Consider the following 22,076-nt stretch of genomic DNA (forward strand, 5'->3'; position numbering starts at 1 on the left):
GGCCGGCGGTTGTCCGTGGCCCCGCGCGCGGTCGTGTCCACGAACACCGCCGGCCGCCAGCGCGTCCCCAGGCACGCCACCGAACTGCGCCACCCAGCGGATCCTTCTTAAACCCGAGCGAAGCCGTAAAAAGCTCTTAAAGCCCCAAAAACAAACCGCACTCACCACACCCCAACCACCTACACCCACACATCAACCAGGAACGCCGTTTTCCCCGAGGGTTCGGAACACACGAAAGCCGGGCCGGCGGTACTCCTGCTACTGCTGAGGTGCGAGCAGGAAGCGCACGCCGCCGTCGTCGGCGACGGTCGCGTCGAGTTGCTGGTCGTTCAGGGCCTGTGCGGCCTCGGCCTCGAGGAAGACCCGGGCGGTCCCGGTCTCCACGACGGCGTCTCCGGCGTGCGGGCCCTGGGTGAGGGACAAAGAGAGTTGACCCTGCCCGCTGTTCTGGGCCGCGCCGTGCGAGACGATGCGCAGCCCGGCGCTCTCGTCGGGCAGGTCGGACTGGTTGGTCAGGTTGTGGACGGCCTCGGCGGCCCGGTCGGTGAGAGTCAGCAAGACTTCCTCCCGGTGCTGATCGTCGGATTGGGTACCCGACGCCGTTAACCCAGTCCTGGAGTCCTAAACATCAGGTGTCGCGCGCGCGGTGTTCACCATCACCCGATCGGGTGCGTTTACGTCCGGCCCGAACGGTCACAAGGTATCGACGCTGACCGGCGAGGTCGGCCCGCACCGAGGAGCTGCCGGATGAGCGCGACCGACCGCCGCGACGTGATCGACGTTCTGTCCGGCGACCACCGGACGGTCGAGGGCCTCGTGGGGCGGCTGGAGGTCGGCGGCGGACCGGACGTGACGCGCAAGTCCCTGGTCGACGCCCTCGCCCTGGAGTTGGCCTGGCACACCCAGGCCGCGCAGCGCTACCTGCTGCCGCTGACCCGGCGCGTGTTGGCGGACGGCGACGCCCTGGCCGACGAGCACACCGCCGAGCACCTGACGGTCGAGCACATGGTGCGGGACCTGGAGGCCAAGGATCCCTCCGACGCGCGCTTCGAGCCGCTGCTGGCGCAGTTGCTGGCGGCCGTGCACGGGCACATCGACCATGAGGAGCAGATCACCTTCGTCGAACTGGGCCGCGAATGCGACCCGGGCGAGCTCTTGGCGGTCGGCGAGCAGCTGACGGCGGCCCGGCGCCGGGCCGTGACCGGGAGCGCGCCCGGCGGCGGGACCGGGATCTGGCCGGTGGCGGCGCCGGGCTCGGCGTCGGCGTCGGCCGAGCTGGCTGCGGCGGCGGCGCCGTCGGAGCCGGCCGACTCAGCGGTATCGGCCGAGTCGGCCGGCTCCGACGGCTCCGGCGGCTCCGGCGCGGCCGCCCCGATCCCGGCCCAGGCCCAGCCCGCGCCGGCGGGCAGCGTCGTCGACTGGGTCCGATCGGTGCTCTCCGAGGCCTGAGCGCGGCCTGACCACGGCCTGAGCAGGGCAGGGGCGCGCCGGACCCGGGCCGGAGCAGACAACCAGGGGCGGAAGGAGGTAGCGATGAACGCCTTCGCGAAGCACGAGATCGGCAGCGCGGTCCGCTGCCCCATCGGGCGGTGCGGCGACCTGGCCTGACGACCACCGACAACGTGCGCGAACGGCGCCGCGCGCACCCCCGGGAGCGCGCCGGTCCCGCGCACCACACAGCCACCAGACAGCACTGAATCCGCCGCGACCTTCCGGCTTCCGCGAGGTCGCGGCACTGGTAGAGGATGGGGGCATCGGGCGTGGCCCGCGCCCCGTACACGAACGGCGGACTGCATGGAATCCCCTGAGCCCCGGTTGGACCGGCCGGCCTCCACCGACCCGCGCCTGGAGCGGATCCTCGGCGCGCTGCGCGCCGTGCGCGACGGCGACTTCCGGCGGCGCATCGTCGTCAGCGGGGACGACGTGGTGGCCGAGATCTGCGTGCTGTGCAACGACATCGCCGAGGCGAACCAGGGCTACCTGGCCGAGCTGGAGCGGGTCGGCGCGGCGGTGGGCCGGGACGGCGCGCTGGGGCAGCGGCTGGCTCCGGGCGCCGGGGCGGGCGACTGGGAGCGGCAGCGCGAGACCGTCAACGTGCTGCTGGACGATCTGGCCCGGCCGCTGCTGGACACCGGCCGGGTGCTGGCCGCGATCGCGCAGGGCGACCTGTCGCAGCAGGTCGTCGTGGATGGCCGCGGCGACCTGGCCGACGTCGGTCGGACCCTGGACGACATGCGCCTGACGCTGCGCACCCTGGCCTCGGAGGTCACCCGGGTGGCCGGCGAGATCGGCAGCGACGGCCGCCTGGGCGGGCAGGCCGAGGTGCCGGGGGCCGCCGGCACCTGGAAGGACCTGACCGACTCGGTGAACCTGATGGCCGGCAACCTGACCGGCCAGGTCCGCGACATCGCGCAGGTCGCGACCGCGGTCGCGCGCGGCGACCTGACCCGGCAGATCACCGTGGACGTGCGCGGCGAGCTGCTGGAGCTGAAGACCACCCTGAACACGATGGTCAACCAGCTCTCGGGTTTCGCCGACGAGGTGACCCGGGTGGCGCGCGAGGTCGGCAGCGACGGCATCCTGGGCGGCCAGGCCCGGGTGCCCGGCGTGGCCGGCACCTGGAAGGACCTCACCGATTCGGTGAACCTGATGGCCGGCAACCTGACCACCCAGGTGCGAAGTATCGCGCGGGTGGCCACGGCCGTGGCCTCCGGCGACCTGACCCAGACCATCGACGTGGACGTGCGCGGCGAGATCCTGGAGCTCAAGGACACCCTGAACACCATGGTCGAGCAGCTGTCCGGGTTCGCCTCCGAGGTCATCCGGGTGGCGCGCGAGGTGGGCACCGAGGGCCGGCTGGGCGGCCAGGCCGAGGTGCCCGGCGTCGCCGGTCTGTGGCGCGACCTCACCGACGCGGTGAACTCGATGGCGAACAACCTCACCAACCAGGTCCGCAATATCGCGCAGGTGACCACCGCGGTCGCGCAGGGCGACCTGGGCAAGAAGATCGACGTCGATGCCCGCGGCGAGATCCTGGAGCTGAAGACCACCATCAACACGATGGTCGACCAGCTTTCGGGCTTCGCCGACGAGGTGACCCGGGTGGCGCGCGAGGTCGGCACCGAGGGCAACCTGGGCGGCCAGGCGCGCGTGCGCGGCGCCTCGGGCACCTGGAAGGACCTGACCGACAACGTCAACGTCATGGCCAACAACCTGACCGGCCAGGTGCGCAGCATCGCGCGGGTGGCCACGGCGGTGGCCTCCGGCGACCTGACGAAGAAGATCACCGTGGAGGCCAAGGGCGAGGTCGCGGCGCTGGCCGAGACCTTCAACGGCATGGTCGACACGCTGTCGGCGTTCGCCGACGAGGTGACGCGCGTGGCCCGCGAGGTCGGCACCGAGGGCATGCTCGGCGGCCAGGCGCGGGTGCCCGGTGTGGCCGGCACCTGGAAGGAGCTCACCGACCGGGTGAACGTGATGGCCGACAACCTGACCAACCAGGTGCGCAACATCGCGCAGGTGACCACCGCGGTCGCCAACGGCGACCTGACCCGCCGGATCGACGTCGACGCCCGCGGCGAGATCCTGGAGCTGAAGACCACGCTGAACACCATGGTCGAACGGCTCTCGGCGTTCGCCTCCGAGGTCACGCGGGTGGCCCGCGAGGTCGGCACCGAGGGCAAGCTCGGCGGCCAGGCCACCGTCGAGGACGTCTCCGGCACCTGGCAGCGCCTCACCGAGTCGGTGAACCAGCTGGCCTCGAACCTGACCACGCAGGTCCGCGCGATCGCCGAGGTCGCCACCGCGGTGACCGAGGGCGACCTGACCCGGGCGATCACGGTCGACGCCTCCGGGGAGGTCGCCGACCTCAAGGACAACATCAACCAGATGATCGCCAACCTGCGCACCACCACCAACGCCAACCAGGAGCAGGACTGGCTGAACACCAACCTGGCGCGCATCGCCGGCCTGCTGCCCGGCCGGCGCGACCTGGCCAGCGTCGCGGCGATGGTGCTGGAGGAGCTGGCGCCGCTGGTCTCCGCGCACAGCGCCGCGTTCTTCCTGGCCGAGTCCGAGGACGGGCCGCTGGGCTTCGCCGACGAGGCCGCGGACGTCCGGCTGCGGATGATCGCCGGGTTCGGCTACGCCGCGGCCCCCGGCGACGGCCCGGTCTTCGCCCCCGGCCAGGGGCTGGTCGGGCAGGTCGCGGTGAGCAAGAAGACGGTCGCGCTGACCGGCGCGCCGGCCGGGTACGTGCCGATCCGCTCCGGGCTCGGGCAGACCGACGCCACCAACGTCATCGTGCTGCCGGTGCTCTTCGAGCGGCAGACGCTCGGCGTGATCGAGCTGGCCTCGGTCAACGAGTTCACCCAGACCCACCGCGACTTCCTGGAGACGCTCAAGGAGACGATCGGTACCGCGGTCAACACCATCACCACCAACGTCCGCACCGACGCGCTGCTGCGCGAGTCCCAGCGCCTGACCACCGAGCTCCAGAAGCGGCAGAGCGACCTGCAGGAGTCGAACAACGAGCTGGAGGACAAGGCGGCGCAGCTGGCGCGGCAGAACAAGGACATCGAGATCAAGAACACCGAGATCGAGCAGGCGCGGCTCACCCTGGAGGACCGCGCGCAGCAGCTCGCCCTGGCGTCCAAGGTCAAGTCCGAGTTCATGGCGAACATGTCGCACGAGCTGCGCACCCCGCTGAACAGCATGCTGATCCTGGCCCGGCTGCTGGCCGACAACGTCGAGACCAACCTGACCCCGCGCCAGGTGGACTTCGCGCAGACCATCCACTCGGCCGGCTCGGACCTGCTGGAGCTGATCAACGACATCCTGGACCTGTCCAAGATCGAGGCCGGCCGGATGGAGGTGCAGAACGAGTCCTGGCCGATCGCCGACCTGGCCGAGGGGCTGGCCACGACGTTCCAGCCGCTGGCCGCGGAGAAGGGGCTGCGGCTGCGGGTCGACGTCACCGGCGGCGCGCCGGCCACCGTCACCGCCGACAGCCAGCGGGTGCAGCAGATCCTGCGCAACCTGCTGTCCAACGCGGTGAAGTTCACCGACACCGGCGAGGTGACGCTGCGGGTCACGGCGGCGCGCGGCGCGCACGGCGAGCCGGCGGTGGCCTTCGCGGTCGTGGACACCGGGATCGGGATCGCCGAGGACAAGCTGGAGCTCATCTTCGAGGCCTTCCAGCAGGCCGACGGCACCACCAGCCGCCAGTACGGAGGCACCGGCCTGGGCCTGTCGATCAGCCGGGAGCTGACCCGGCTGCTCGGGGCCGAGCTGCGGGTCTCCAGCGCGCCGGGGCGGGGGAGCACCTTCACCCTGCAGCTGCCGATCGAGCCGCCCGCCGCGGACGCCAAGGTGGAACCGTCCGGCGCCGACCGGCCAGCCGCTGACGGCTCCGGCGACACCCAGGCGCCGGCCGCGGTGCTGGTCATGGAGCCGGCCGGGACCTCCACCCTGGCCGACGCGGTCGAGTCGGTGCTGGACGAGCTGACCGGCATAAAGGGCCGGGTCGCGGTGACCCGGCTGACGACGGCGGCCGACCTGAACGGCGTGCTGGCCGGCGGGGCGCGTCCGGTGTGCGCGGTGGTGGACGTCGGCTGCCCGGAGGACGAGGTGCGCGCGGTACTGGACGCGGTCTCGGCCGGCGCCTCCAGCACCCCGGTGATGCTGTACGAGTCGGTGGCCGACGACGGCGCCGCCGAGGCGCTGCGCCGCTCGGTCCGCGACGCCGCGCGCTGGGAGGTCGCGCACTCGGTGCCGCAGGTCGCCGAGCGGGTGACGCTGCACGTGCTGACCGGCGCGCCGCGCATGTCCGGGCCCGGCGCCGAGCCGGAGCGTCCGGGGCGGGAGCTGCCGCGCTTCGACGGGCAGAAGGTGCTGGTCATCGACGACGACATCCGGAACGTCTTCGCGCTGACCAGCGCGCTGGAGCTGCAGGGGCTGACCGTGGTCTACGCCGGCAACGGCCGGGAGGGCATCGAGCTGCTGAAGCAGAACGAGGACGTGGCGCTGGCGCTGATGGACATCATGATGCCGGGGATGGACGGGTACGCCACGACGGCGCGGATCCGGGCGCTGGACGGGTTCCGGGACCTGCCGATTGTCGCGGTCAGCGCGAAGGCGATGAAGGGGGACCGGGAGAAGAGCCTGGCGGCCGGGGCGAACGAGCATGTCACCAAGCCGGTGGACATGGATCTGCTGCTGCGGCTGATCAAGGACTTGATTCAGGTGGGGTGAGCGGGGCGGCGGCGGTGCGTCGGGGGCACGCCCCGGCGCCGGCCGGCCGTGTGACCGCTCCCACCTGGCGGGTTCCGCAGGTACCGGGCGCGGGCGCGTGGGATTATGAAGATGGCACGCCGTGCCGGGAACCGGTGGGCACGCGGAGCCGTCCAATCACGGCGTATGGGCACCACGGCGAAGAAAGCAGCGTAAAGGGCTGAGCGGATGAGTCAGGACTTTGCGTCGAACGACCCCGCCGCGCGCGACCGGTTGCGCGCGGCGGCTTCGGGCTTCGCCGAGGAGCGCCGGCGGCAGCTGGACGAGGAGCGCGGGTACCGGCGGGACGCGATCGTCGACCAGGCGGTCGGCGTGCTGATGGCGCGCTCGGCGTGCGGCTCGGCCGAGGCGGTCGCGCAGCTGTCGGCGGTGGCCCAGCGCTCCCGCAGGCCACTGGCCGACGTGGCGGTCGATGTGGTGGCCGAGGCCTCGGGGCAGCCCGCCGAACCCGGCCGCAGCCGCGAAGTCCCGCGCCTCAAACCGCGCATCGCCGGGCTGGACCGCTCCGCCGACGGCGACAGCCTGGCCCGCGGCCTGGCCTCCGAGGCGCTGGGTTTCTCCCACCCCGCCAGCGCGGCGATCGGCCTGCTCGACGACGACGGCGCCGTCGTGATCGTCGGCGCGCACGGCTTCCCGACCCGCGGCATCCGCCGCTGGCGCCGCATCCCCCCGGCCGTGGACTGCCTGATCAACCGAGCGCTCCGTACCGGCAAACCGGTCTGGACCGACGCCACCACCCAGGACCCCCCGCCCCCGCTCGGCGAACCGGCCGGCGCCGACCGCCTCCGCACCCGCGTGGCCGTCCCGGTCCGCCTCGGCCGCGCCCTCCTCGGCGCGGTGGAGCTGGCCTGGCAGCCGCAGGCCGCGCTCGACGCCCGCGCCCGCCGCGAGGTCGAGGCGGTGGTGGGCGCGGTGGGGCCTTCGCTGCTGCGGACGATGGGGCCGGAGGGGGCGGCGGGGGTGACCGCCGGCGACTCTGCTTGGCAGGACCTGGTGGACCTGATGGAGCAGCCGACGCTGGTCCTCCAGGGCGACTCCGATGAACCCGTCGTCGTGTCGCGGTTCCGGGTGATCGCGCGCAATCTGTCCGCCGCCGAGCTCATGACTCCTCGGCCGGCCGACGGCAGCGTCGCGGCCGTCGTGCCGTGGCTCACCGCCGCGGATCTTCCCGAGCAGCTGGCTGCTGTGGTCCGCACCGGTGCGCCGTGCCGCCTGGCGGTCCAGACCGGGCCGCTCGGTGTGGATTCCCTCACCGCGGTCCGGGTCGGCCTCGGCACGGTCGTCGTGGTCTGCCATCAGCCCGCCCTGGACCCGAGCGCGGCCGACGGCGTGCTGGAGCGGCTCGCGCGCTTCGGCATCTGGCGCTGGGACGTCGACGGCGACCGCGTCGCCTGGTCCGCCGAGGCGCTGCGGATCGTCGACGCGCCCGGGCTCGGGGACTCGGCCGGGATCGATCGGCCGCCCTACACCGTGCATCCCGACGATGCCGAGGCCGAGCGCCGGTTCGTCAAGACCCTGACCGTCGAGCGGCGGCCCGCCGAGGCCGAGTTCCGGATCCTGCACTACGGCAGTGAGCCGACGCGGGTCCGGGTGACCGCCGAGCCGGTCGGTGGGGCCGCGGGCGCAGGCCCGGGTGTCGATCCCGATGACAGCGCCACCAGTGCCGTCGGCGCCAGTGCCGCCGCCGCCAACGCCACCGCCGCCGCCAACGCCGAGCCCGCCACCGTCGTCGGCGTCGTCCAGGACGTCACCGAATGGCGCCGCGCCGAGACCGGCCTGGAAGTGGCCCGCGTCCAGCTCGCGGCCCAGCGCTCCCGCGCCGACGCCGAGCGCCAGCTCGCCTCGGCGCTTCAGCAGGCGGTCGTCCCGAGCGCCGCGCGCAACCAGCCGCCGCGCAGCGGGGTGAAGATCGCCGCACGCTATCGCCCGGCCAGCGCCTCGGCCGGCGTCGGCGGCGACTGGTACTCGGTGTTCCCGCTGCGCGACGACAAGATGCTGCTCGCCATCGGCGACGTCGCCGGGCACGGCCTGCCCGCCGCCTCGGCGATGGCCGACCTGCACCACGGGCTGCGCGGCATGGCGCTCGCCGAGACCCGCCCCGGCCGGCTGCTCACGCTGCTCAACGAGCTGGTCGAGACCATGCCGCAGTTCACCATCGCCAGCGCCTGCGTGCTGCTCTGGGATCCCGCGACCCGCCGCCTGACCTGGGGCAACGCCGGCCATCCGGCGCCGCTGCGGATCCGCGGCGGGGCCGCCGTGCCGCTGTACGACGCCGTCGGCCCGATGCTCGGCGCCGATCCGCGCGCGGTGTACGAGGACTGCGAGGCCGACGTGGCCAGCGGCGACGTCCTGCTGCTCTACACCGACGGCCTGGTCGAGCGCCGCCGCGTCGGCGACGACGAGACCATCGCGCACCTGCTGCACCAGACCCGGTATCCGGACGCCGACCTGGACCACTACGCCGACCGGCTGCTGGAGGGCGCGCGCTCCGACACCGACGACGACGTCTGCGTGCTCGCCGTCCGCTTCGAATAGCTTCGAACAGCTTCGAGCAGCGCCGTCCGCTTCGAACAGCCCAGCACACCGGGTCCGAACGTTTGATCCGCACAGGACGGGTCAACCGGAGGGGGTCGAAGGGGAGAGCAATGGCGCAGCTCGTCGAAGTCGCACCGCCGAACCGCCGGATCAGGACGCCGCAGCGTGCGTCCGTCGTGCTGACCGTGCCGGCGCACAAGGACTACGTGGTCATCATCCGGTCTGCGGTGGCGCAGCTCGCGGCGAGCTGCGGCTACCCGCCCCAGCAGGTCACCGACCTGCGGCTGGCCGTGAACGAGGCCTGCGCGCTGCTGGTCGGCAGCCTCGGGGTCATCGAGTGCCGGGCCGAGGTGCGCGGAGACGCGGGACGCGAGGTGCTCCGGGTGGCGGTCTCCGCACCGGCCGCCGGCGGCTTCGACGTCCCCGACACCGACGGCCTCGGCTGGAACCTGATGACCGCGCTGGTCGACGCGCTGGCCTGGGCCCAGGACGGCGTCACCGCACGCGTCAGCCTGGAGAAGCGCCGGGCCTCCGCACCGGCTGAGCGGGTGCAATTTCCGCAATATGTCGCAGACTGAAAGAGGGGACGACACCGAGAGGAGGCCGGCCATGGCGACCGCGACCGTGACCCGTGTGATCGGACGGAAGTACGTGATCGGGAGCCGCGTCTACTGCACCGAGTGCCCGTGCGGCTACCTGGCCTCGGCCGTCGTGGACTCCGCGACCGGCCGCCTGGAGCACCTGATCGTCACCCCGGACCACGGCATCGACTCGCGCCTGGTCCCGATCGCTTCCGCGCACTGCGAGGGCGAGGCTGTCCGCCTGCACTGCACGCTCGACGACTTCAACGCCATGGAACCGGCGGTGGACGTGCACATCACCCCGCTGGACCCGGCCCGCCCGCCGCGCCACTACCCGAACGAGGAGAGCTCCGCCTGGCCGTTCTTCGACCTCGGCCCCAGCACCCCGAACCTCGGCCTGGCCGCCCCCGAACCGGTCCTGATGCCGCGCATGTCCTACGACGACCACGTCCCCGCCGGCGAGTCCCGCATCTACCCCGGCGACCACGTGCACGCCAGCGACGGCGTCATCGGCCACGTCCGCGGCGTGGTGGTCGCCCCCGACGGCGACGCCGTCACCCACATCCTGGTCGACGAGGGCCTGCTGCGCGGCCACAAGCGCGTCGCGATCCCGATGGAGCTGGTCGGCGGCGTCGGCGAGGACGGTGTCCGGGTGCTGATGACCCGGAAGGAAGTCAAGGCTCTGTCGCCCTGCGAGGTCGTGGCGGCCGCCTGAGGCGGCACCAGCTACCGGCGGCTCACCGCGACCACAGCACACTCCCGCCCTGCGGCACCATGTGATGCCGCGTCATCGGCGTCGAAGCCAGCGAGTTGTGCACCACGAACGCCACGCTCCCGGGCACGTACCGGTCCTCCGACCACTCCAGCGGCACCCCCGCCGGGTCCGTCGACCGCCGCCGCTCCCGCAGCAGCGGATCCCCGGCTGCGCAGCCCAGTAGCGCGGCGTCCTCGCGGTCGGCGCGGGCCAGGTCGATGGTGTGTTCGGCGTCTGCGACGAACACGCCGGCGCGCTCCAGGAACTCGGTCACCGACACGGTGTCCGTCGCCAGGTTCTCCACGATCGGGCCCACCGCCTCCGGGTACGTCGTGCGCTCCAGCATCGCCGGCTGGCCCGACAGCAGCCTGAGACGCAGGACGCGCAGCACCCGCGCGTCCGGCTCGCAGCGCAGGTGCCGCTGCTCGTCGGCGTCCGGCGGATGCCAGCCCTGGCGGATCACCCGGCCCTCGGGCGACTCGCCGATGGAGCGGGCCCAGCGGGCGAAGCTCTGCATCTGCGCGAAGTCCTGCACCGGCGCGTCGTCCAGCACCACCCGGCGGGTCCCGCGCCGGGAGGTCACCAGGCCGTCCTGGCGCAGCAGCATCAGCGCCTGGCGGATCGTGCCGCGGGAGACCTCGTACTGCTCGGCCAGCGCCCCCTCGCTGGGCAGCTTGCCGCCCGGGCCGTACGCGTGCTCCGTGATGGCGTGCCGCAACTCTTCGGCGATCTGCCGATATCTCGGTTCCTGGGTCACCAGGAGTCCCCCGCTTCCGTGGGTCGTCGTGTCAACGATCTTAATAGTTGGCTACACAACTAGGTGTTGGCCATACAACTTCGATTTGTTCACCTGGTTCTGCGTTTGCGTCCACCTGGCATCCGCATAGTCCTTGCCGCGGGTGATCGCGGCCGACTCCTGGCCGCCCCGTCCGGGAGGAACACTGTGAACCGACGTCTGACGGGCATCGCCGCCACCGCGGTCGTCCTCGCCCTTAGCGCGACCGCTTGCTCGTCGAGCAAGAGCAGCTCCAGCAGCACCTCTGGCAGCACCAGCCAGGGCGCGGCCGCCGGCGGCAAGGACGCCGCCAAGGCCACCAGCGCCGCCGACCTGGGCGGCATGGACGCCCTCGTCGCTGCCGCGAAGAAGGAAGGCACGCTGAACGCCATAGCGCTGCCGAAGACCTGGGCCAACTACGGCGCCATCATGGACGCCTTCACCGCCAAGTACGGCATCAAGATCAACGATGCCAACCCGGACGGCTCCAGCCAGGACGAGCTGAACGCGATCAAGCAGCTGCAGGGCAAGAGCAGCGCCCCCGACGTCGTGGACGTCGGCCAGGCCGCCGCCACCGCCGGTGCCGCCGCCGGCCAGTTCGCGCCCTACCAGGTCGCCACCTGGTCGCAGATCGCTGACGCGCAGAAGGACTCCCAGGGTCTGTGGTACAACGACTACGGAGGCTACATCGCCATCGGCTACGACGCCGACAAGGTGAAGAACCCGCCGACCAGCCTGAAGTCTCTGGACGACCCGCAGTACAAGTCGCAGGTGGGGCTCAACGGCGACCCGACCACGGCGAACGCCGCGCTGTCCGGCGTCCTGGCCGCTTCCCTGGCCAACGGCGGCAGCCTGGACAACGTCCAGCCCGGCATCGACTTCTTCGGCAAGCTGAAGAAGGACGGCGTCTACGTCCCGGTCAAGGCGACCGAGGCCACCATCCAGTCCGGCACCACGCCGATCACCATCGACTGGGACTACCTGCAGGCCTCGGCCGCGTCCGACCTGAAGGCCAAGGGCGTCAACTGGAAGGTCGTCGTGCCCTCCGACGGTCTGTTCGGCGGCTTCTACAACCAGGCGATCAGCGCCACCGCGCCGCACCCGGCCGCCGCTCGCCTGTGGGAGGAGTTCCTGTACTCCGCTGAGGGCCAGAACCTGTGGCTCAAGGGCATGGCCCGCCCGGCCGAGCTCCCGGCGCTGCAGAAGGCCGGCACCGCCGACGCCACCGCGCTGGCCGCCCTGCCCGGCGTCACCGGCACCCCGCAGTTCGCCACGCAGGACCAGATGACCGCCGCGTCCAAGCTCGTGGTGGCCGGCTGGGCGAAGGCGACCGGCTGACGATGACCGCATCCGCCCCGGCGGACGTCCCGGCCGGCGTGGGGGAACCCACGCCGGCCGCTGCGGCGTCCCCGCTCCGACCCGCGGGCCCGCGTGCCGGCCGCCTCGGCTTCGGCCTCGGCCGTGCCAGCCGTGTCGGCCGTGCCGGCCGCGCCCGCCGCACCCGGCGCGTCGACCTGCTCGGCCTCGCGCCGTTCGCCGCCTACGTGGCCGTGTTCCTCGGCGCCCCGGCCTACGCGGTGATCACCGCCGCGTTCAAGGACGGCGCCGGCCACCCGACGCTGTCGAACGTCACCACCACGCTGAAGGACCCCTACCGGCACGCCTTCACCGTCAGCATCGAGCTGTCCGTGCTCAGCGCCGTCCTGGGCGCGGTGTTCGGGCTCGCGCTCGCGATAGCGGTCTCCGGCGCGCGCCGCGACGGCTTCGTGCACCGTGCCGTGACCACCGCCTCCGGCGTGCTGGCCTACTTCGGCGGCCTGCCGTTGGCCTTCGTGTTCCTGGCCACGCTCGGCCCGCAGGGCCTGGTCACCAAGTGGCTGAACAGCGCCGGCTACAACCTGACCCAGCACGGATTCGTGTTGTGGAACATGGCCGGCCTGGTGCTGGTCTACCTCTACTTCCAGATCCCGCTGATGCTGCTGGTGATCTTCCCGGCCCTGGACGGCCTGCGCCCGCAGTGGGAAGAGGCCGCGCGCAACCTGGGCGCCTCGCGCCGGCAGTACTGGCTCCGCGTCGGCGGCCCGTTGCTGGCGCCGCCCTTCCTCGGCGCGCTGCTTCTGTTGTTCGCCAACGCTTTCGCGGCCTACGCGACCGCGTACGCGCTGAGCACCGGCAGTGTGCCGCTGGTGCCGATCCAGATCGGTTCGGTCATGTCCGGCAACGTGCTGGCCGGCCAGGACAACATCGGCAACGCGCTGGGCCTGTGGATGATCGTGGTCGTCGGCCTGGTGGTCGTCGCCTACACCCTGCTCCAGCGCCGGACTGCGAGGTGGCTGCGGTGACCGCTCTCGTCTGGGCAGATTCCGAGAACCCGGATTCCCCTGCGGTTCAGAGCCCTGCGACGCCGCGTCCCGGCCGGGCGCAGCGTCGCCGGCCGCCGGTCGGGCGGGCGCTGCTCCTGCTGGTGTTCGCGGCCTACTTCTTCATCCCGCTGTACGCCGCGGTCGACTTCACGCTCGGCGGCAGCCGCCGCAACATGGGCCACACGCTGTCGGTCTGGACCGGCCTGGTCCACCAGGACGGTTTCACCACCAACCTGATGACCTCGCTGAAGATCGCCGGCGGCACGGTGCTGCTCCTGCTGGTGCTCATGGTGCCGACGATGGCCTGGCTGCACCTGCGCCTGCCGCACATGCGCCGCATCGTGGAGGGCGTCTGCCTGCTGCCGATGGCGATCCCGGCCGTGGTCATCGCCAACGGCATCCTCGGGGCCTTCAAGTCCTGGCCGCAGGCGATCACCGGCTCCTCCTGGATCCTGATCCTGGAGTACGTGATCCTCGCGCTGCCGTTCACCTACCGCTCGCTGGACGCCGGCCTGTCGGCGATCCCGCTGACCACGATGGTCGAGGCGGCGCGCAGCCTGGGCGCCAGCTGGCCGGCGACGCTGTGGCGGGTCGTGGTGCCGAACATCCGCACCGCCATCGCCTCGGCCGGCATCCTCGGCGCGGCGCTGGCCCTGGGCGAGTTCACGATCGCGAACCTGTTGCTGCTCAACACGTTCCCGGTCTGGACCGACCAGGCCGGCCAGCAGGACGGCGAGGTCGCGACCACCGCCTCGATGCTGATCCTGTTCCTGTCCTGGCTGCTGCTGATGCTGGTGTCGCATCTGGGCCGCGGCCGTACGAAGAAGTCCCCGAAGTTGCGGAGAAGCAAGTGAGTGCCCCGTCCGTCGAACTCGTCAAACTCAGCCGTTCCTTCGGCGGCGTCGCGGCCCTGGACGGCCTGGACCTGACCGTCGAGCCCGGAACCCTGACCTGCATGCTCGGCCCCTCGGGCTGCGGCAAGACCACGGCGCTGCGCATCATCGCAGGACTGGAACACAGCGACGGCGGCGAGGTCCGGGTCGGCGGCCAGGACGTGGCCCGGGTCCCGGCGAACAAGCGGGACATGGGCATGGTGTTCCAGTCCTACAGCCTGTTCCCGAACCTGGACGCCCGCGACAACGTCGCCTTCGGCCTGCGCATGCGCGGCTGGGGCGCGGCCAAGCGCCGTGAGCGGGCCGGCGAGCTGCTGGAGCTGGTGGGCCTGTCGGCGCACGCGGACAAGTACACGCACCAGATGTCCGGCGGCCAGCAGCAGCGCGTGGCCCTGGCCCGCGCGCTGGCGATCGAGCCGCGCGTGCTGCTGCTGGACGAGCCGCTGTCCGCGCTGGACGCCGTGGTCCGCGTGCAGCTGCGCGAGGAGATCCGCTCGCTCCAGACCCGCCTGGGCATCACGACCGTGTTCGTCACCCACGACCAGGAGGAGGCGCTGAGCGTCGCTGACCAGGTCGCGGTGATGCGTGCCGGCCGCCTGGAGCAGTGCGCGGCGCCCGCCGAGGTCTACGCCGAGCCGGCGACCGCGTTCGTCGCGGAGTTCATCGGCACGATGAACCGGCTGCCCGGCACCCTGTCCGCGGACGGCCAGACCGTCGAGGTGGCCGGCCGCCGCCTCGTGGCCCGGGAGGCGGGATCGCGCTCCGGAGGGGAGGTCGCGGTGCTGATCCGGCCCGAGGCAGTGCGGTTCGAGCCGGCCGAGGACGGCGCGGCGACGGTGCGCCAGGCCGGGTTCCGGGGCCCGATCACCCGGATCACCGCGGTGCTGGAGGACGGCACCGAGGTGCTGTCGGACGTGCCGAGCGCGGCGGCGGCCGAGCTGGTGCCGGGGCGGCGGGCGGCGGTGGTGCTGGAGGACGCGCCGGTCATGGTGGTGTGAGGCTCTTCTCACGGGGGACACGCAAAACGCTTGCAAGTTTCTCACGGAGCGTGCAGCGTGTAGCGCGTGGATCCGACCCTGCACGTCGCGCGATTCGACGCATGGGCTCCGGCCTACGAGACGAGCGCGCTGCAGGAGGCTTTCTACACGCGACTGCATCGCAAGGTGTTGGGACTCGCCTCGGCCGCCCGACCGGTGCCCGGCCGCATCGTGGACATCGGATGCGGTACCGGTCGGCTGCTGCGCGCCGCGTCCGCGGTCTACCCGGACGCCGGCCTGGTCGGCGTGGACATCTCGGCCGGGATGCTCGCGCAGGCGCGGGCGATGGCCGCGCCGGGGGAGCGCACCGCCTTCGTCCGTGCCGATTCCGCCGCACTGCCGTTCGGCGACGCCGGGTTCGACCTGGCAATGTGCACAGCGTCCTCCCACCACTGGCCGGAACCGGCGGCCGCGCTCGCCGAACTCCGCCGCGTCCTCGCCCCCGACGGCCTGCTGGTCCTGGCGCACCTGCAGGGCGTCGCGCTCTGGGACCCGCCGGGCGCCGGCCACGTCCGGCGCCGCGGCGTGCGCATCTCCTCCGGCCTAGCCGTCCCGCTGTTCGACAGCGGCTTCCGCGTCTGCGACGCCGCGCTGTTCGCCGAGTGTCCCCTGATGCCCGCCACCGTCGTGCTGGGCGCGCGGCGGGGGTAGCGACGCGGTACCGGTGCGGCGGCTCCACAACTTGGCTGCCAGGTGCTGGATCGCGAACGCCGCGGCCAGGGTCAGCGCCCCGCCGACGGCGTCGGCCACGAAGTGGTTCGCGGTGCCGATGATGACGGTGAAGGTGAACAGCGGGTAGAACAGGCCCGCGATGCGGATCCAGCGGTGTCCGGCGTACCGGTAGATCATCACCGCGCACCAGCCGGACCACGCGATGTGGTCGCTGGGCATGGCGGCGTACTGGTTGGACACCGACTGCATGCTCGGCGACGCCCACGAGCCCCAGGTGTGGTACTTCACCGTGGTGTCGATGAAGCCGTGGCCGGCCAGCAGGCGCGGCGGGGCCAGCGCGAAGAAGTAGAAGCCGATCAGGCTCGACACGATCGCGATGAACAGCACCATGCGCGCGGAGCGGTAGGCCTGCGGATGGCGCACGTAGAGCCACACCAGCACGGCGATGGTGATCAGGAAGTGCAGCGTCGCGTAGTAGTAGTTCATGCCGACGATCAGCGGCGTGACCTTGTCCAGCGCGTGGTTGACCGTCAGCTCGACGTCCACGTGCAGCGAATGCTCGACGCGCAGCATCGACGCGGCCCGGCGCAGCGCGATGTCCTTCTGGCCCGGGACGGCGTCGCGGGTCAGGGTGTACAGGCTGTAGCCGATGACGACCAGGGCCAGCTCGGTCCACAGATACGGGCGTCCCTGGCGGCTGCGGGGGAGCAGGCGGCGGCGCGCGGTAGTGGGTGGTGCCGGCTCGCTCACTCGTCGGCCTCGCGATCACGCGCGGTCGGCGTGGTCGCGGAGGCCTGCGGGTCGGGGTGGTCGGGGGTGGGCTCGGTGTCCGGATCCGTGTCCGGATCGGCTTCGGTGTCCGGATCGCTTTCGGTGTCCGGATTGCTTTCGGGCGCCCGATCGGCGTCGGCGGCCGCTTCGGATCGGGCTTCTCCGGGTACTGCGTCGGCGGCCGGGTTCGTGTCAGAACTCGTGCCTGTGCCTGTGCCTGTGCCTGCGGCGCTCGCCGTCCCCGGCTTGTCCCGCCGCAGCCACAGATACGCCAGCGCCCCCAGGAACACGATCAGCGACACCCAGTCGTTGACCCGCAGCCCGAGGAACCGGTTGGCGTGGTCGTCGCGCAGCGCCTCGACCACGGACCGGCCCGCGGTGTACGCGGCGACGTAGATCGCGAACAGCCGCCCGCGGTTCGGGTGCCACTTGCGGTCGATCCACACCAGCGCGACCGCGACGGCGGCGTCCCAGATCGACTCGTACAGGAACGTCGGCTGGTAGAACGCCGCGTCCGGGGTGTTCGACGGCCGGTGCGCGGGGTCGATGCGGATCGCCCACGGCAGCCCCGAGGGGCGTCCGTACAGCTCCTGGTTGAAGTAGTTGCCCCAGCGTCCGATCGCCTGCGCCAGGACCAGCGCCGGCGCCAGCGCGTCGGCGAAGTCGGCGAGCTTGATCCCCTTGCGCCGGCAGCCGATCCAGGCGCCGACCGCGCCGAGCGCGACCGCGCCCCAGATGCCGAGGCCGCCGTCCCAGACGTAGAACGCCTTGACCGGGTCCTCGCCGGACTTGAAGTACAGCTCCGGGTCCGTGATCACGTGGTACAGCCGGCCGCCGACCAGGCCGAACGGCACGGCCCAGATCGCGATGTCCACGACGTCCTCGCTGCGGCCGCCGCGCGCCGCCCAGCGCCGTCCGGTCCACATCACCGCGACCACGATGCCGAGCAGGATGCACAGCGCGTAGGCCCGGATCGGGATCGGACCCAGATGCCACACGCCCTGCGACGGGCTCGGCAGATACGCCAACGTCATCGCAGCGACCACCCCTGCTGTTCCGGCCGCGTCGGCCGGTCCGTCGCGGTGTTTTCCTCGCCACACTACATCGGGGTCAAAGATATTCGGTCACCGAAGTATCTTGCCCGGAGCTTGCCCGGGCCTCGCCCGGATCTCGCCGGATCCTGCCCGCCGATCAGTGCTGGGGTTGACGCTACCGAGTTTCGGTAGCGCTGCGCTGCTTTTGCGGCCCGCCGCGACTCGGGTCGAGCACGCCGTCCAGCGCGGCCAGGACCCGGATCGCGGCCCGCAGGTCCTCCGGATCGACGCTGGGCAGCATGGCCGCCTTCTCCCGCTCGAAGGCCGCGTCACCGCGCCGGACCAGCCCGGTCCCGGCCGGTGTGAGGGCGATGAGGTTCTCGCGGCGGTTCTGCTCCGAGGTCCGCACGGTCATCAGCCCGGCCGCGACCGCGGCGTCGATCTGCCGGCTGACCGTGCCCTTGGTCAGCCCCAGCCGGTCGGCGACGGTCTGCTGGTTGAGCGGCCCGGGATGGGCGTCGACGACGGACAGCACCAGGAACTGGGCCAGCGACGTCCCGATCTCCCGCTGGAACAGCGCCTCGCCGGAGCGGTCCATCAGTCCGGCGACGCGTCGGACGAGGTACCAGAGCGTGGCCAGATCGTCGGGGAGCGGGGCGGCGGGGTCCATGCGGCCCAGGATACCGGTCCGTTTGACGGGCAACAGTTTGAAGTGCAACTGTTGCAAGAGAAACAGTTGCTCGACCGGCCGTCATCGGCGACGGGAGAGAGCAGACACGATCACGGGAGCACCCATGCGGATCCTGATAGTCCTCGACCACCCGTACACCCTGGCCTCGGCCGCCGACGTCCCGCACCGGCGCAGCTTCACCGCCGCCGTGGCGGCCGCCGCCATCCGCGGCGCCGAGGCCGCCGGACACGACGTCGATCTCGTCGATCTGGCCGCGGACGGCTTCGCCCCGGCGATGACGGCCGCCGATCTGGCCGCCTGGCGGCAGGCGCACGTCGTCGACCCGCGGGTCGCCGACTACCAGCGGCGCCTGCTGGCCGCCGACCACCTGGTGTTCGCGTTCCCGGTGTGGTGGGAGGCGATGCCGGCGGCGACCAAGGGCTTCCTGGACCGGGTGCTGACCAAGGGCGTGCTCTTCGACGAGCTGCCCGGGGCCAAGGGCAACCCGTTCCGCACCCTGATGCCGCGGCTCGCCGGTGTCACGGTGCTGTCGGTCATGACGACGCCCGACAAGGCCTACCGCTGGTGGTACCGCGATCCGCTGACGAAGATCCTGTTCAAGGGGACGTTCGGCAAGATCGGCGTGAAGAACCTGACGTGGGTCAACTACGACAAGGTCGCCGATCGGACGCCCGAGCAGCGCGAGCGGCTGCTGCGCGAGACCGAGGCGCGCTTCGCCAGGCTCAGCCCGAAGACTCTGTCCCCGGCTCCAGCTCCGGCAGCCGCACCTTCACCGTCCCCAGAACGCGCCGCACCTCGATCTCGATGACCACCCGCAGCGGATTCGGCCCGGGATCGCCGTACCGCGCGGCGTACCGGCGCTCGGCGTCGGCGACCGCCTCCGGGGCCTCATTCACCCGCGCCACGCCTTCCAACGTGGTCCAGCGGCCGCGGTCGACCTGCGTCACCGCGACCGGCAGCGAGCCGGCGGCGCTGATGCGCCGGGCCTTGGCGCTGGTGCCGCTGGTGATGATGCGGGCCAGGCCGGTCTCCGGGTCGTAGACGACGCCGACCGGGACCAGGTGCGGGGTGCCGTCCGGACGGACGGAGGCCAGGCTGCAGATGTGGCGCTCCGTCCAGAACGTCATACCGTCGGGATCGGCTGCTGCGTGGTCGGGCATCGGTCCTCCGTGGCTGTGCTGCGGACGCGGGTCTGCCGTGCCATCCTCGCAAAGATCCGGCCGCTGCGGCGCCAGCTACGCAACCTGCTGCGACGTCAGCCGCACGACACGGCCCCGACCGCCGCCGCCCCGCTCCGCAGCAGCTCTCCGTACTCCTCGGCCCGCAACGGCATCGCGAACAGGTGCCCCTGCGCGAAGTCGCATCCCAGTTCCCGCAGCCGGTCCCGCTGCTCCGTCGTCTCCACGCCCTCGGCCACGACCCGCATCCCGAGCGCGTGCGCGAGCGTGATCACCGCGACCACGATCGCGTCGTCGCCCCGGTTGCGGGTCAGGCCGCTGATGAACACGCGGTCGATCTTCAGCGTGTCGACCGGGTTGTCGCGCAGGTGCCCGAGGGAGGAGTAGCCGGTGCCGTAGTCGTCCAGGGCGATCTTGATCCCGGCGCCGGAGAACGCCGCCAGCGCCGAGCGCGCGGTCAGCGAGGCCTCGTGCACCGCGGTCTCGGTGACCTCCAGACAGATCAGGTCGGCCGGCACGCCGTGCCGCGCGATCGCCTTGGTGACCTGGCTGACCAGGTCGGGGTCGTGCGACAGCTGCCGGCTGGACAGGTTCACCGACAGCAGCGGCAGCCGCCGGGGCCCGGTGCGGTCGCCGTCCGTCGCCGTCGCCTCCGCCGCCTCCGCCTCCGCCGCCGACAGCGCCGCGCTCCACTCCGCGAGCTGCCGGCAGGCCTCGTCCAGCACCCAGCGCCCGATCGGCACGATCAGCTGCGTCTCCTCGGCCACGTCCAGGAACGCCGCCGGCGGCAGCAGCCCGCGCTCGGGGTGGCGCCACCGGATCAGCGCCTCGGCCCCGGTCACCCGGCCGTCGGACAGCGCCACGATCGGCTGGTACACCAGCGTGAACTCGCCGCGCTCGACCGCCTGCCGCAGGTCCTGCTCCAGGTTCATGCGGTGCACGGCGCGCTCGTGCGTGGCCGGCTCGAAGAACCGGTAGCCGCCGGCCACCGCGCCGTCGGACTTGGCCTGGTACATCGCGGCGTCCGCGTCGCGCAGCAGCTCGTCGACCGTGGTGTCGGGGCCGTGCGCGAGTGCGATGCCGATGCTGGTGCGCACGTGCATCGCCTTGCCCGCGCAGTCGAACGGCGGGATCAGGCAGTCGATGACGCGCTGCGCGATCGCCCCGGCCTCGGTCTGCCCGGCCACGTTCTCGCACAGCACCACGAACTCGTCGCCGCCGAACCGCGCCACCAGGTCGCCGCGCCGCACCGCCCTGCGCAGCCGGTCGGCGACAGCGGCCAGCAGCTCGTCGCCCGCGGCGTGCCCGAGGCTGTCGTTGACCAGCTTGAACCGGTCCAGGTCCAGGAACAGCACGGCCAGCCGGTCCGGATCGGCGCCGCCGAGCTCGATCGCCTCCCGGATCCGGCTGACCAGCAGCGTGCGGTTGGCCAGCCCGGTCAGCGGATCGCGCACGGCCTGTTCGGCCAGCGCCTCCTCGATCCGGCGGCGCTCGGTGAGGTCCCGGCTGACCGACAGCACGCTGCAGACCTTGCCGTCGCTGTCGAGCTCGGGGACGAAACGCGTGTGCAGGAAGCGGTACTCGCCGGTCACCCGGACGTTGAACTCCCGCTCGGTGTCCTGCCCGGTCTCCAGGACGTGCCGCAGCGAGTCCTCCCAGACCGACAGGAAGTCCTCGGAGTAGCCGCGCTCCCGGCTGGTGTGGCCGAGCATCTCCACGCCGGTGATCTCCCGCGCCGCCGGGTTGGCGTAGGTGCACCGCAGGTCCCGGTCGAAGCGGGCCATCAGGTCCGGACTGCTGTCCAGCAGCGTCTTGAGCTCGCGCCCGACCCGGTCCAGCTCGGCGGTCCGGGCCTTCAGCTCGCGCTCGGAGATCTTGCGCGCGGTGATGTCGCGGCTGATGCCGAAGGTGCCGATGACGCGGCCGTCGAAGTCGCGCAGCGGCTGCTTGGTGGCGCTGAGCGTCTCCTCCTCCGGGGTGCCGGGCCGCAGGTGGGGCTCCTCGAAGTCGATGATCGCCCGGCCGGTGCGCATGATCGTCTTCTCCGTCGCGAACGCGGCGGCGGCGTGCTCGGGGGTGAAGTAGTCGCGGACCGTCTTGCCGATCATCCCGGCCGGGTCCGTGCCGCTGAACTCGGCGGCGCTGGCGCTGACGCGCAGGAACCGGGACTCGCGGTCCTTGAAGAAGATCATGTCGGCGCAGGCGGACAGCAGGTTGTGCAGGCAGATGCGGTCGAGCTCGGCCTCGTCGATGGTGCGGTCGGGGGCGGCCGGCTCGGCGGGTCCGGTGGGCTCGGCGGGTTCGGTGCGTTCGTCGCGTGCCTCGGAAGTCGCGGACGTCGCCGGGCCGCGCGAGGCTATTCGCTCAGCGGTGTCGGAGCGGGGCACCCCCGGCTGCACGGGGAGGCCGTCGGGCCGCGACCGGCCGGGGGTGTCCGTCTCGGCCCCGCGTTCTGCCGCACTCGTCATCGATGCGCCTGCTCCCTGGGTCCGGGTGATCTC

General features: G+C 72.3%; 18 protein-coding genes. 11 read left to right on the plus strand and 7 right to left on the minus strand.

Annotated elements, in window-relative coordinates:
- Nucleotides 1–258 precede the first annotated feature (258 nt).
- Nucleotides 259–558, minus strand: a complete 300-nt coding sequence (locus ABH920_RS48065) for an adhesin (protein ID WP_370356208.1) — start codon at nucleotides 556–558, stop codon at nucleotides 259–261.
- A gap of 189 nt (nucleotides 559–747) precedes the next feature.
- Between ABH920_RS48065 and ABH920_RS48070 the strand changes: the two genes are divergently transcribed.
- From ABH920_RS48070 to ABH920_RS48090, 5 genes are all read left to right on the plus strand, one after another.
- Complete coding sequence (locus ABH920_RS48070) at nucleotides 748–1,449, plus strand: hemerythrin domain-containing protein (protein ID WP_370356210.1); 702 nt, start codon at nucleotides 748–750, stop codon at nucleotides 1,447–1,449.
- 345 nt (nucleotides 1,450–1,794) lie between these two features.
- Nucleotides 1,795–6,252 carry a HAMP domain-containing protein gene (locus ABH920_RS48075; RefSeq protein WP_370356212.1) on the plus strand — a complete coding sequence of 1,486 codons (4,458 nt, stop codon included), beginning with the start codon at nucleotides 1,795–1,797 and terminating at the stop codon, nucleotides 6,250–6,252.
- A 207-nt stretch (nucleotides 6,253–6,459) separates the two neighbouring features.
- On the plus strand, nucleotides 6,460–8,826 hold the full coding sequence (locus ABH920_RS48080) for a SpoIIE family protein phosphatase (protein ID WP_370356214.1): 2,367 nt from the start codon (nucleotides 6,460–6,462) through the stop codon (nucleotides 8,824–8,826).
- Nucleotides 8,827–8,936: 110 nt separating this feature from the next.
- Entirely contained in the window at nucleotides 8,937–9,404 is a 468-nt protein-coding gene (locus ABH920_RS48085) for an ATP-binding protein (protein ID WP_370356216.1), read from the plus strand.
- A gap of 31 nt (nucleotides 9,405–9,435) precedes the next feature.
- Entirely contained in the window at nucleotides 9,436–10,122 is a 687-nt protein-coding gene (locus ABH920_RS48090; protein WP_370356218.1) for a hypothetical protein, read from the plus strand.
- A 22-nt stretch (nucleotides 10,123–10,144) separates the two neighbouring features.
- On the opposite strand, the gene ABH920_RS48095 is transcribed toward ABH920_RS48090, so the two are convergent.
- Nucleotides 10,145–10,918, minus strand: coding sequence for a GntR family transcriptional regulator (locus ABH920_RS48095; RefSeq protein WP_370356220.1), 774 nt, complete (start codon nucleotides 10,916–10,918; stop codon nucleotides 10,145–10,147).
- Between the two features lie 186 nt (nucleotides 10,919–11,104).
- Here ABH920_RS48095 and ABH920_RS48100 point away from each other — a divergent pair, with 186 nt between their 5' ends.
- From ABH920_RS48100 to ABH920_RS48120, 5 genes are all read left to right on the plus strand, one after another.
- A complete protein-coding gene (locus tag ABH920_RS48100; RefSeq protein WP_370356222.1) occupies nucleotides 11,105–12,274 on the plus strand; it encodes an ABC transporter substrate-binding protein in 1,170 nt (389 codons plus the stop codon).
- Between the two features lie 2 nt (nucleotides 12,275–12,276).
- Nucleotides 12,277–13,278 (plus strand): ABC transporter permease, encoded by a 1,002-nt coding sequence (locus tag ABH920_RS48105; RefSeq protein ID WP_370356224.1) that lies wholly within the window; start codon nucleotides 12,277–12,279, stop codon nucleotides 13,276–13,278.
- A complete protein-coding gene (locus tag ABH920_RS48110; RefSeq protein ID WP_370356226.1) occupies nucleotides 13,275–14,153 on the plus strand; it encodes an ABC transporter permease in 879 nt (292 codons plus the stop codon). The genes ABH920_RS48105 and ABH920_RS48110 overlap by 4 nt, the downstream gene beginning before the upstream one ends.
- Nucleotides 14,150–15,190, plus strand: coding sequence for an ABC transporter ATP-binding protein (locus ABH920_RS48115; RefSeq protein ID WP_370356228.1), 1,041 nt, complete (start codon nucleotides 14,150–14,152; stop codon nucleotides 15,188–15,190). Before ABH920_RS48110 ends, ABH920_RS48115 begins: the two co-directional genes overlap by 4 nt.
- 66 nt (nucleotides 15,191–15,256) lie before the next feature.
- Nucleotides 15,257–15,880 carry a class I SAM-dependent methyltransferase gene (locus tag ABH920_RS48120; RefSeq protein ID WP_370356230.1) on the plus strand — a complete coding sequence of 208 codons (624 nt, stop codon included), beginning with the start codon at nucleotides 15,257–15,259 and terminating at the stop codon, nucleotides 15,878–15,880.
- Here ABH920_RS48120 and ABH920_RS48125 read toward each other — a convergent pair.
- From ABH920_RS48125 to ABH920_RS48135, 3 genes are all read right to left on the minus strand, one after another.
- Nucleotides 15,773–16,651, minus strand: a complete 879-nt coding sequence (locus tag ABH920_RS48125; protein ID WP_370356232.1) for a phosphatase PAP2 family protein — start codon at nucleotides 16,649–16,651, stop codon at nucleotides 15,773–15,775. The two genes, ABH920_RS48120 and ABH920_RS48125, sit on opposite strands and share 108 nt — an antisense overlap.
- Complete coding sequence (gene lgt / locus ABH920_RS48130) at nucleotides 16,648–17,706, minus strand: prolipoprotein diacylglyceryl transferase (protein WP_370356234.1); 1,059 nt, start codon at nucleotides 17,704–17,706, stop codon at nucleotides 16,648–16,650. The genes ABH920_RS48125 and lgt overlap by 4 nt, the downstream gene beginning before the upstream one ends.
- Before the next feature lie 175 nt (nucleotides 17,707–17,881).
- Nucleotides 17,882–18,376 carry a MarR family winged helix-turn-helix transcriptional regulator gene (locus ABH920_RS48135; RefSeq protein ID WP_370356236.1) on the minus strand — a complete coding sequence of 165 codons (495 nt, stop codon included), beginning with the start codon at nucleotides 18,374–18,376 and terminating at the stop codon, nucleotides 17,882–17,884.
- 124 nt (nucleotides 18,377–18,500) lie between these two features.
- Between ABH920_RS48135 and ABH920_RS48140 the strand changes: the two genes are divergently transcribed.
- Nucleotides 18,501–19,205, plus strand: a complete 705-nt coding sequence (locus tag ABH920_RS48140) for an NAD(P)H-dependent oxidoreductase (RefSeq protein WP_370356238.1) — start codon at nucleotides 18,501–18,503, stop codon at nucleotides 19,203–19,205.
- Here the strand turns inward: ABH920_RS48140 and ABH920_RS48145 are convergent.
- Nucleotides 19,120–19,557 carry a TIGR03618 family F420-dependent PPOX class oxidoreductase gene (locus tag ABH920_RS48145; RefSeq protein WP_370356240.1) on the minus strand — a complete coding sequence of 146 codons (438 nt, stop codon included), beginning with the start codon at nucleotides 19,555–19,557 and terminating at the stop codon, nucleotides 19,120–19,122. The two genes, ABH920_RS48140 and ABH920_RS48145, sit on opposite strands and share 86 nt — an antisense overlap.
- A gap of 95 nt (nucleotides 19,558–19,652) precedes the next feature.
- Nucleotides 19,653–22,043, minus strand: coding sequence for a putative bifunctional diguanylate cyclase/phosphodiesterase (locus tag ABH920_RS48150; RefSeq protein ID WP_370356242.1), 2,391 nt, complete (start codon nucleotides 22,041–22,043; stop codon nucleotides 19,653–19,655).
- Nucleotides 22,044–22,076 lie beyond the last annotated feature (33 nt).

The sequence above is a fragment of the Catenulispora sp. EB89 genome (genome assembly GCF_041261445.1).
Taxonomy (GTDB): Bacteria; Actinomycetota; Actinomycetes; order Streptomycetales; family Catenulisporaceae; genus Catenulispora.

Excerpts from the sequence above, each read along its gene's own strand:
- ABH920_RS48070 (WP_370356210.1), top strand. The coding sequence starts at position 748 with ATGAGCGCGACCGACCGCCGCGACGTGATCGACGTTCTGTCCGGCGAC.
- ABH920_RS48075 (WP_370356212.1), top strand. The coding sequence starts at position 1,795 with ATGGAATCCCCTGAGCCCCGGTTGGACCGGCCGGCCTCCACCGACCCG.
- ABH920_RS48080 (WP_370356214.1), top strand. The coding sequence starts at position 6,460 with ATGAGTCAGGACTTTGCGTCGAACGACCCCGCCGCGCGCGACCGGTTG.
- ABH920_RS48085 (WP_370356216.1), top strand. The coding sequence starts at position 8,937 with ATGGCGCAGCTCGTCGAAGTCGCACCGCCGAACCGCCGGATCAGGACG.
- ABH920_RS48090 (WP_370356218.1), top strand. The coding sequence starts at position 9,436 with ATGGCGACCGCGACCGTGACCCGTGTGATCGGACGGAAGTACGTGATC.
- ABH920_RS48105 (WP_370356224.1), top strand. The coding sequence starts at position 12,277 with ATGACCGCATCCGCCCCGGCGGACGTCCCGGCCGGCGTGGGGGAACCC.
- lgt (WP_370356234.1), bottom strand. The coding sequence starts at position 17,706 with ATGACGTTGGCGTATCTGCCGAGCCCGTCGCAGGGCGTGTGGCATCTG.
- ABH920_RS48135 (WP_370356236.1), bottom strand. The coding sequence starts at position 18,376 with ATGGACCCCGCCGCCCCGCTCCCCGACGATCTGGCCACGCTCTGGTAC.
- ABH920_RS48140 (WP_370356238.1), top strand. The coding sequence starts at position 18,501 with ATGCGGATCCTGATAGTCCTCGACCACCCGTACACCCTGGCCTCGGCC.
- ABH920_RS48145 (WP_370356240.1), bottom strand. The coding sequence starts at position 19,557 with ATGCCCGACCACGCAGCAGCCGATCCCGACGGTATGACGTTCTGGACG.
- ABH920_RS48150 (WP_370356242.1), bottom strand. The coding sequence starts at position 22,043 with ATGACGAGTGCGGCAGAACGCGGGGCCGAGACGGACACCCCCGGCCGG.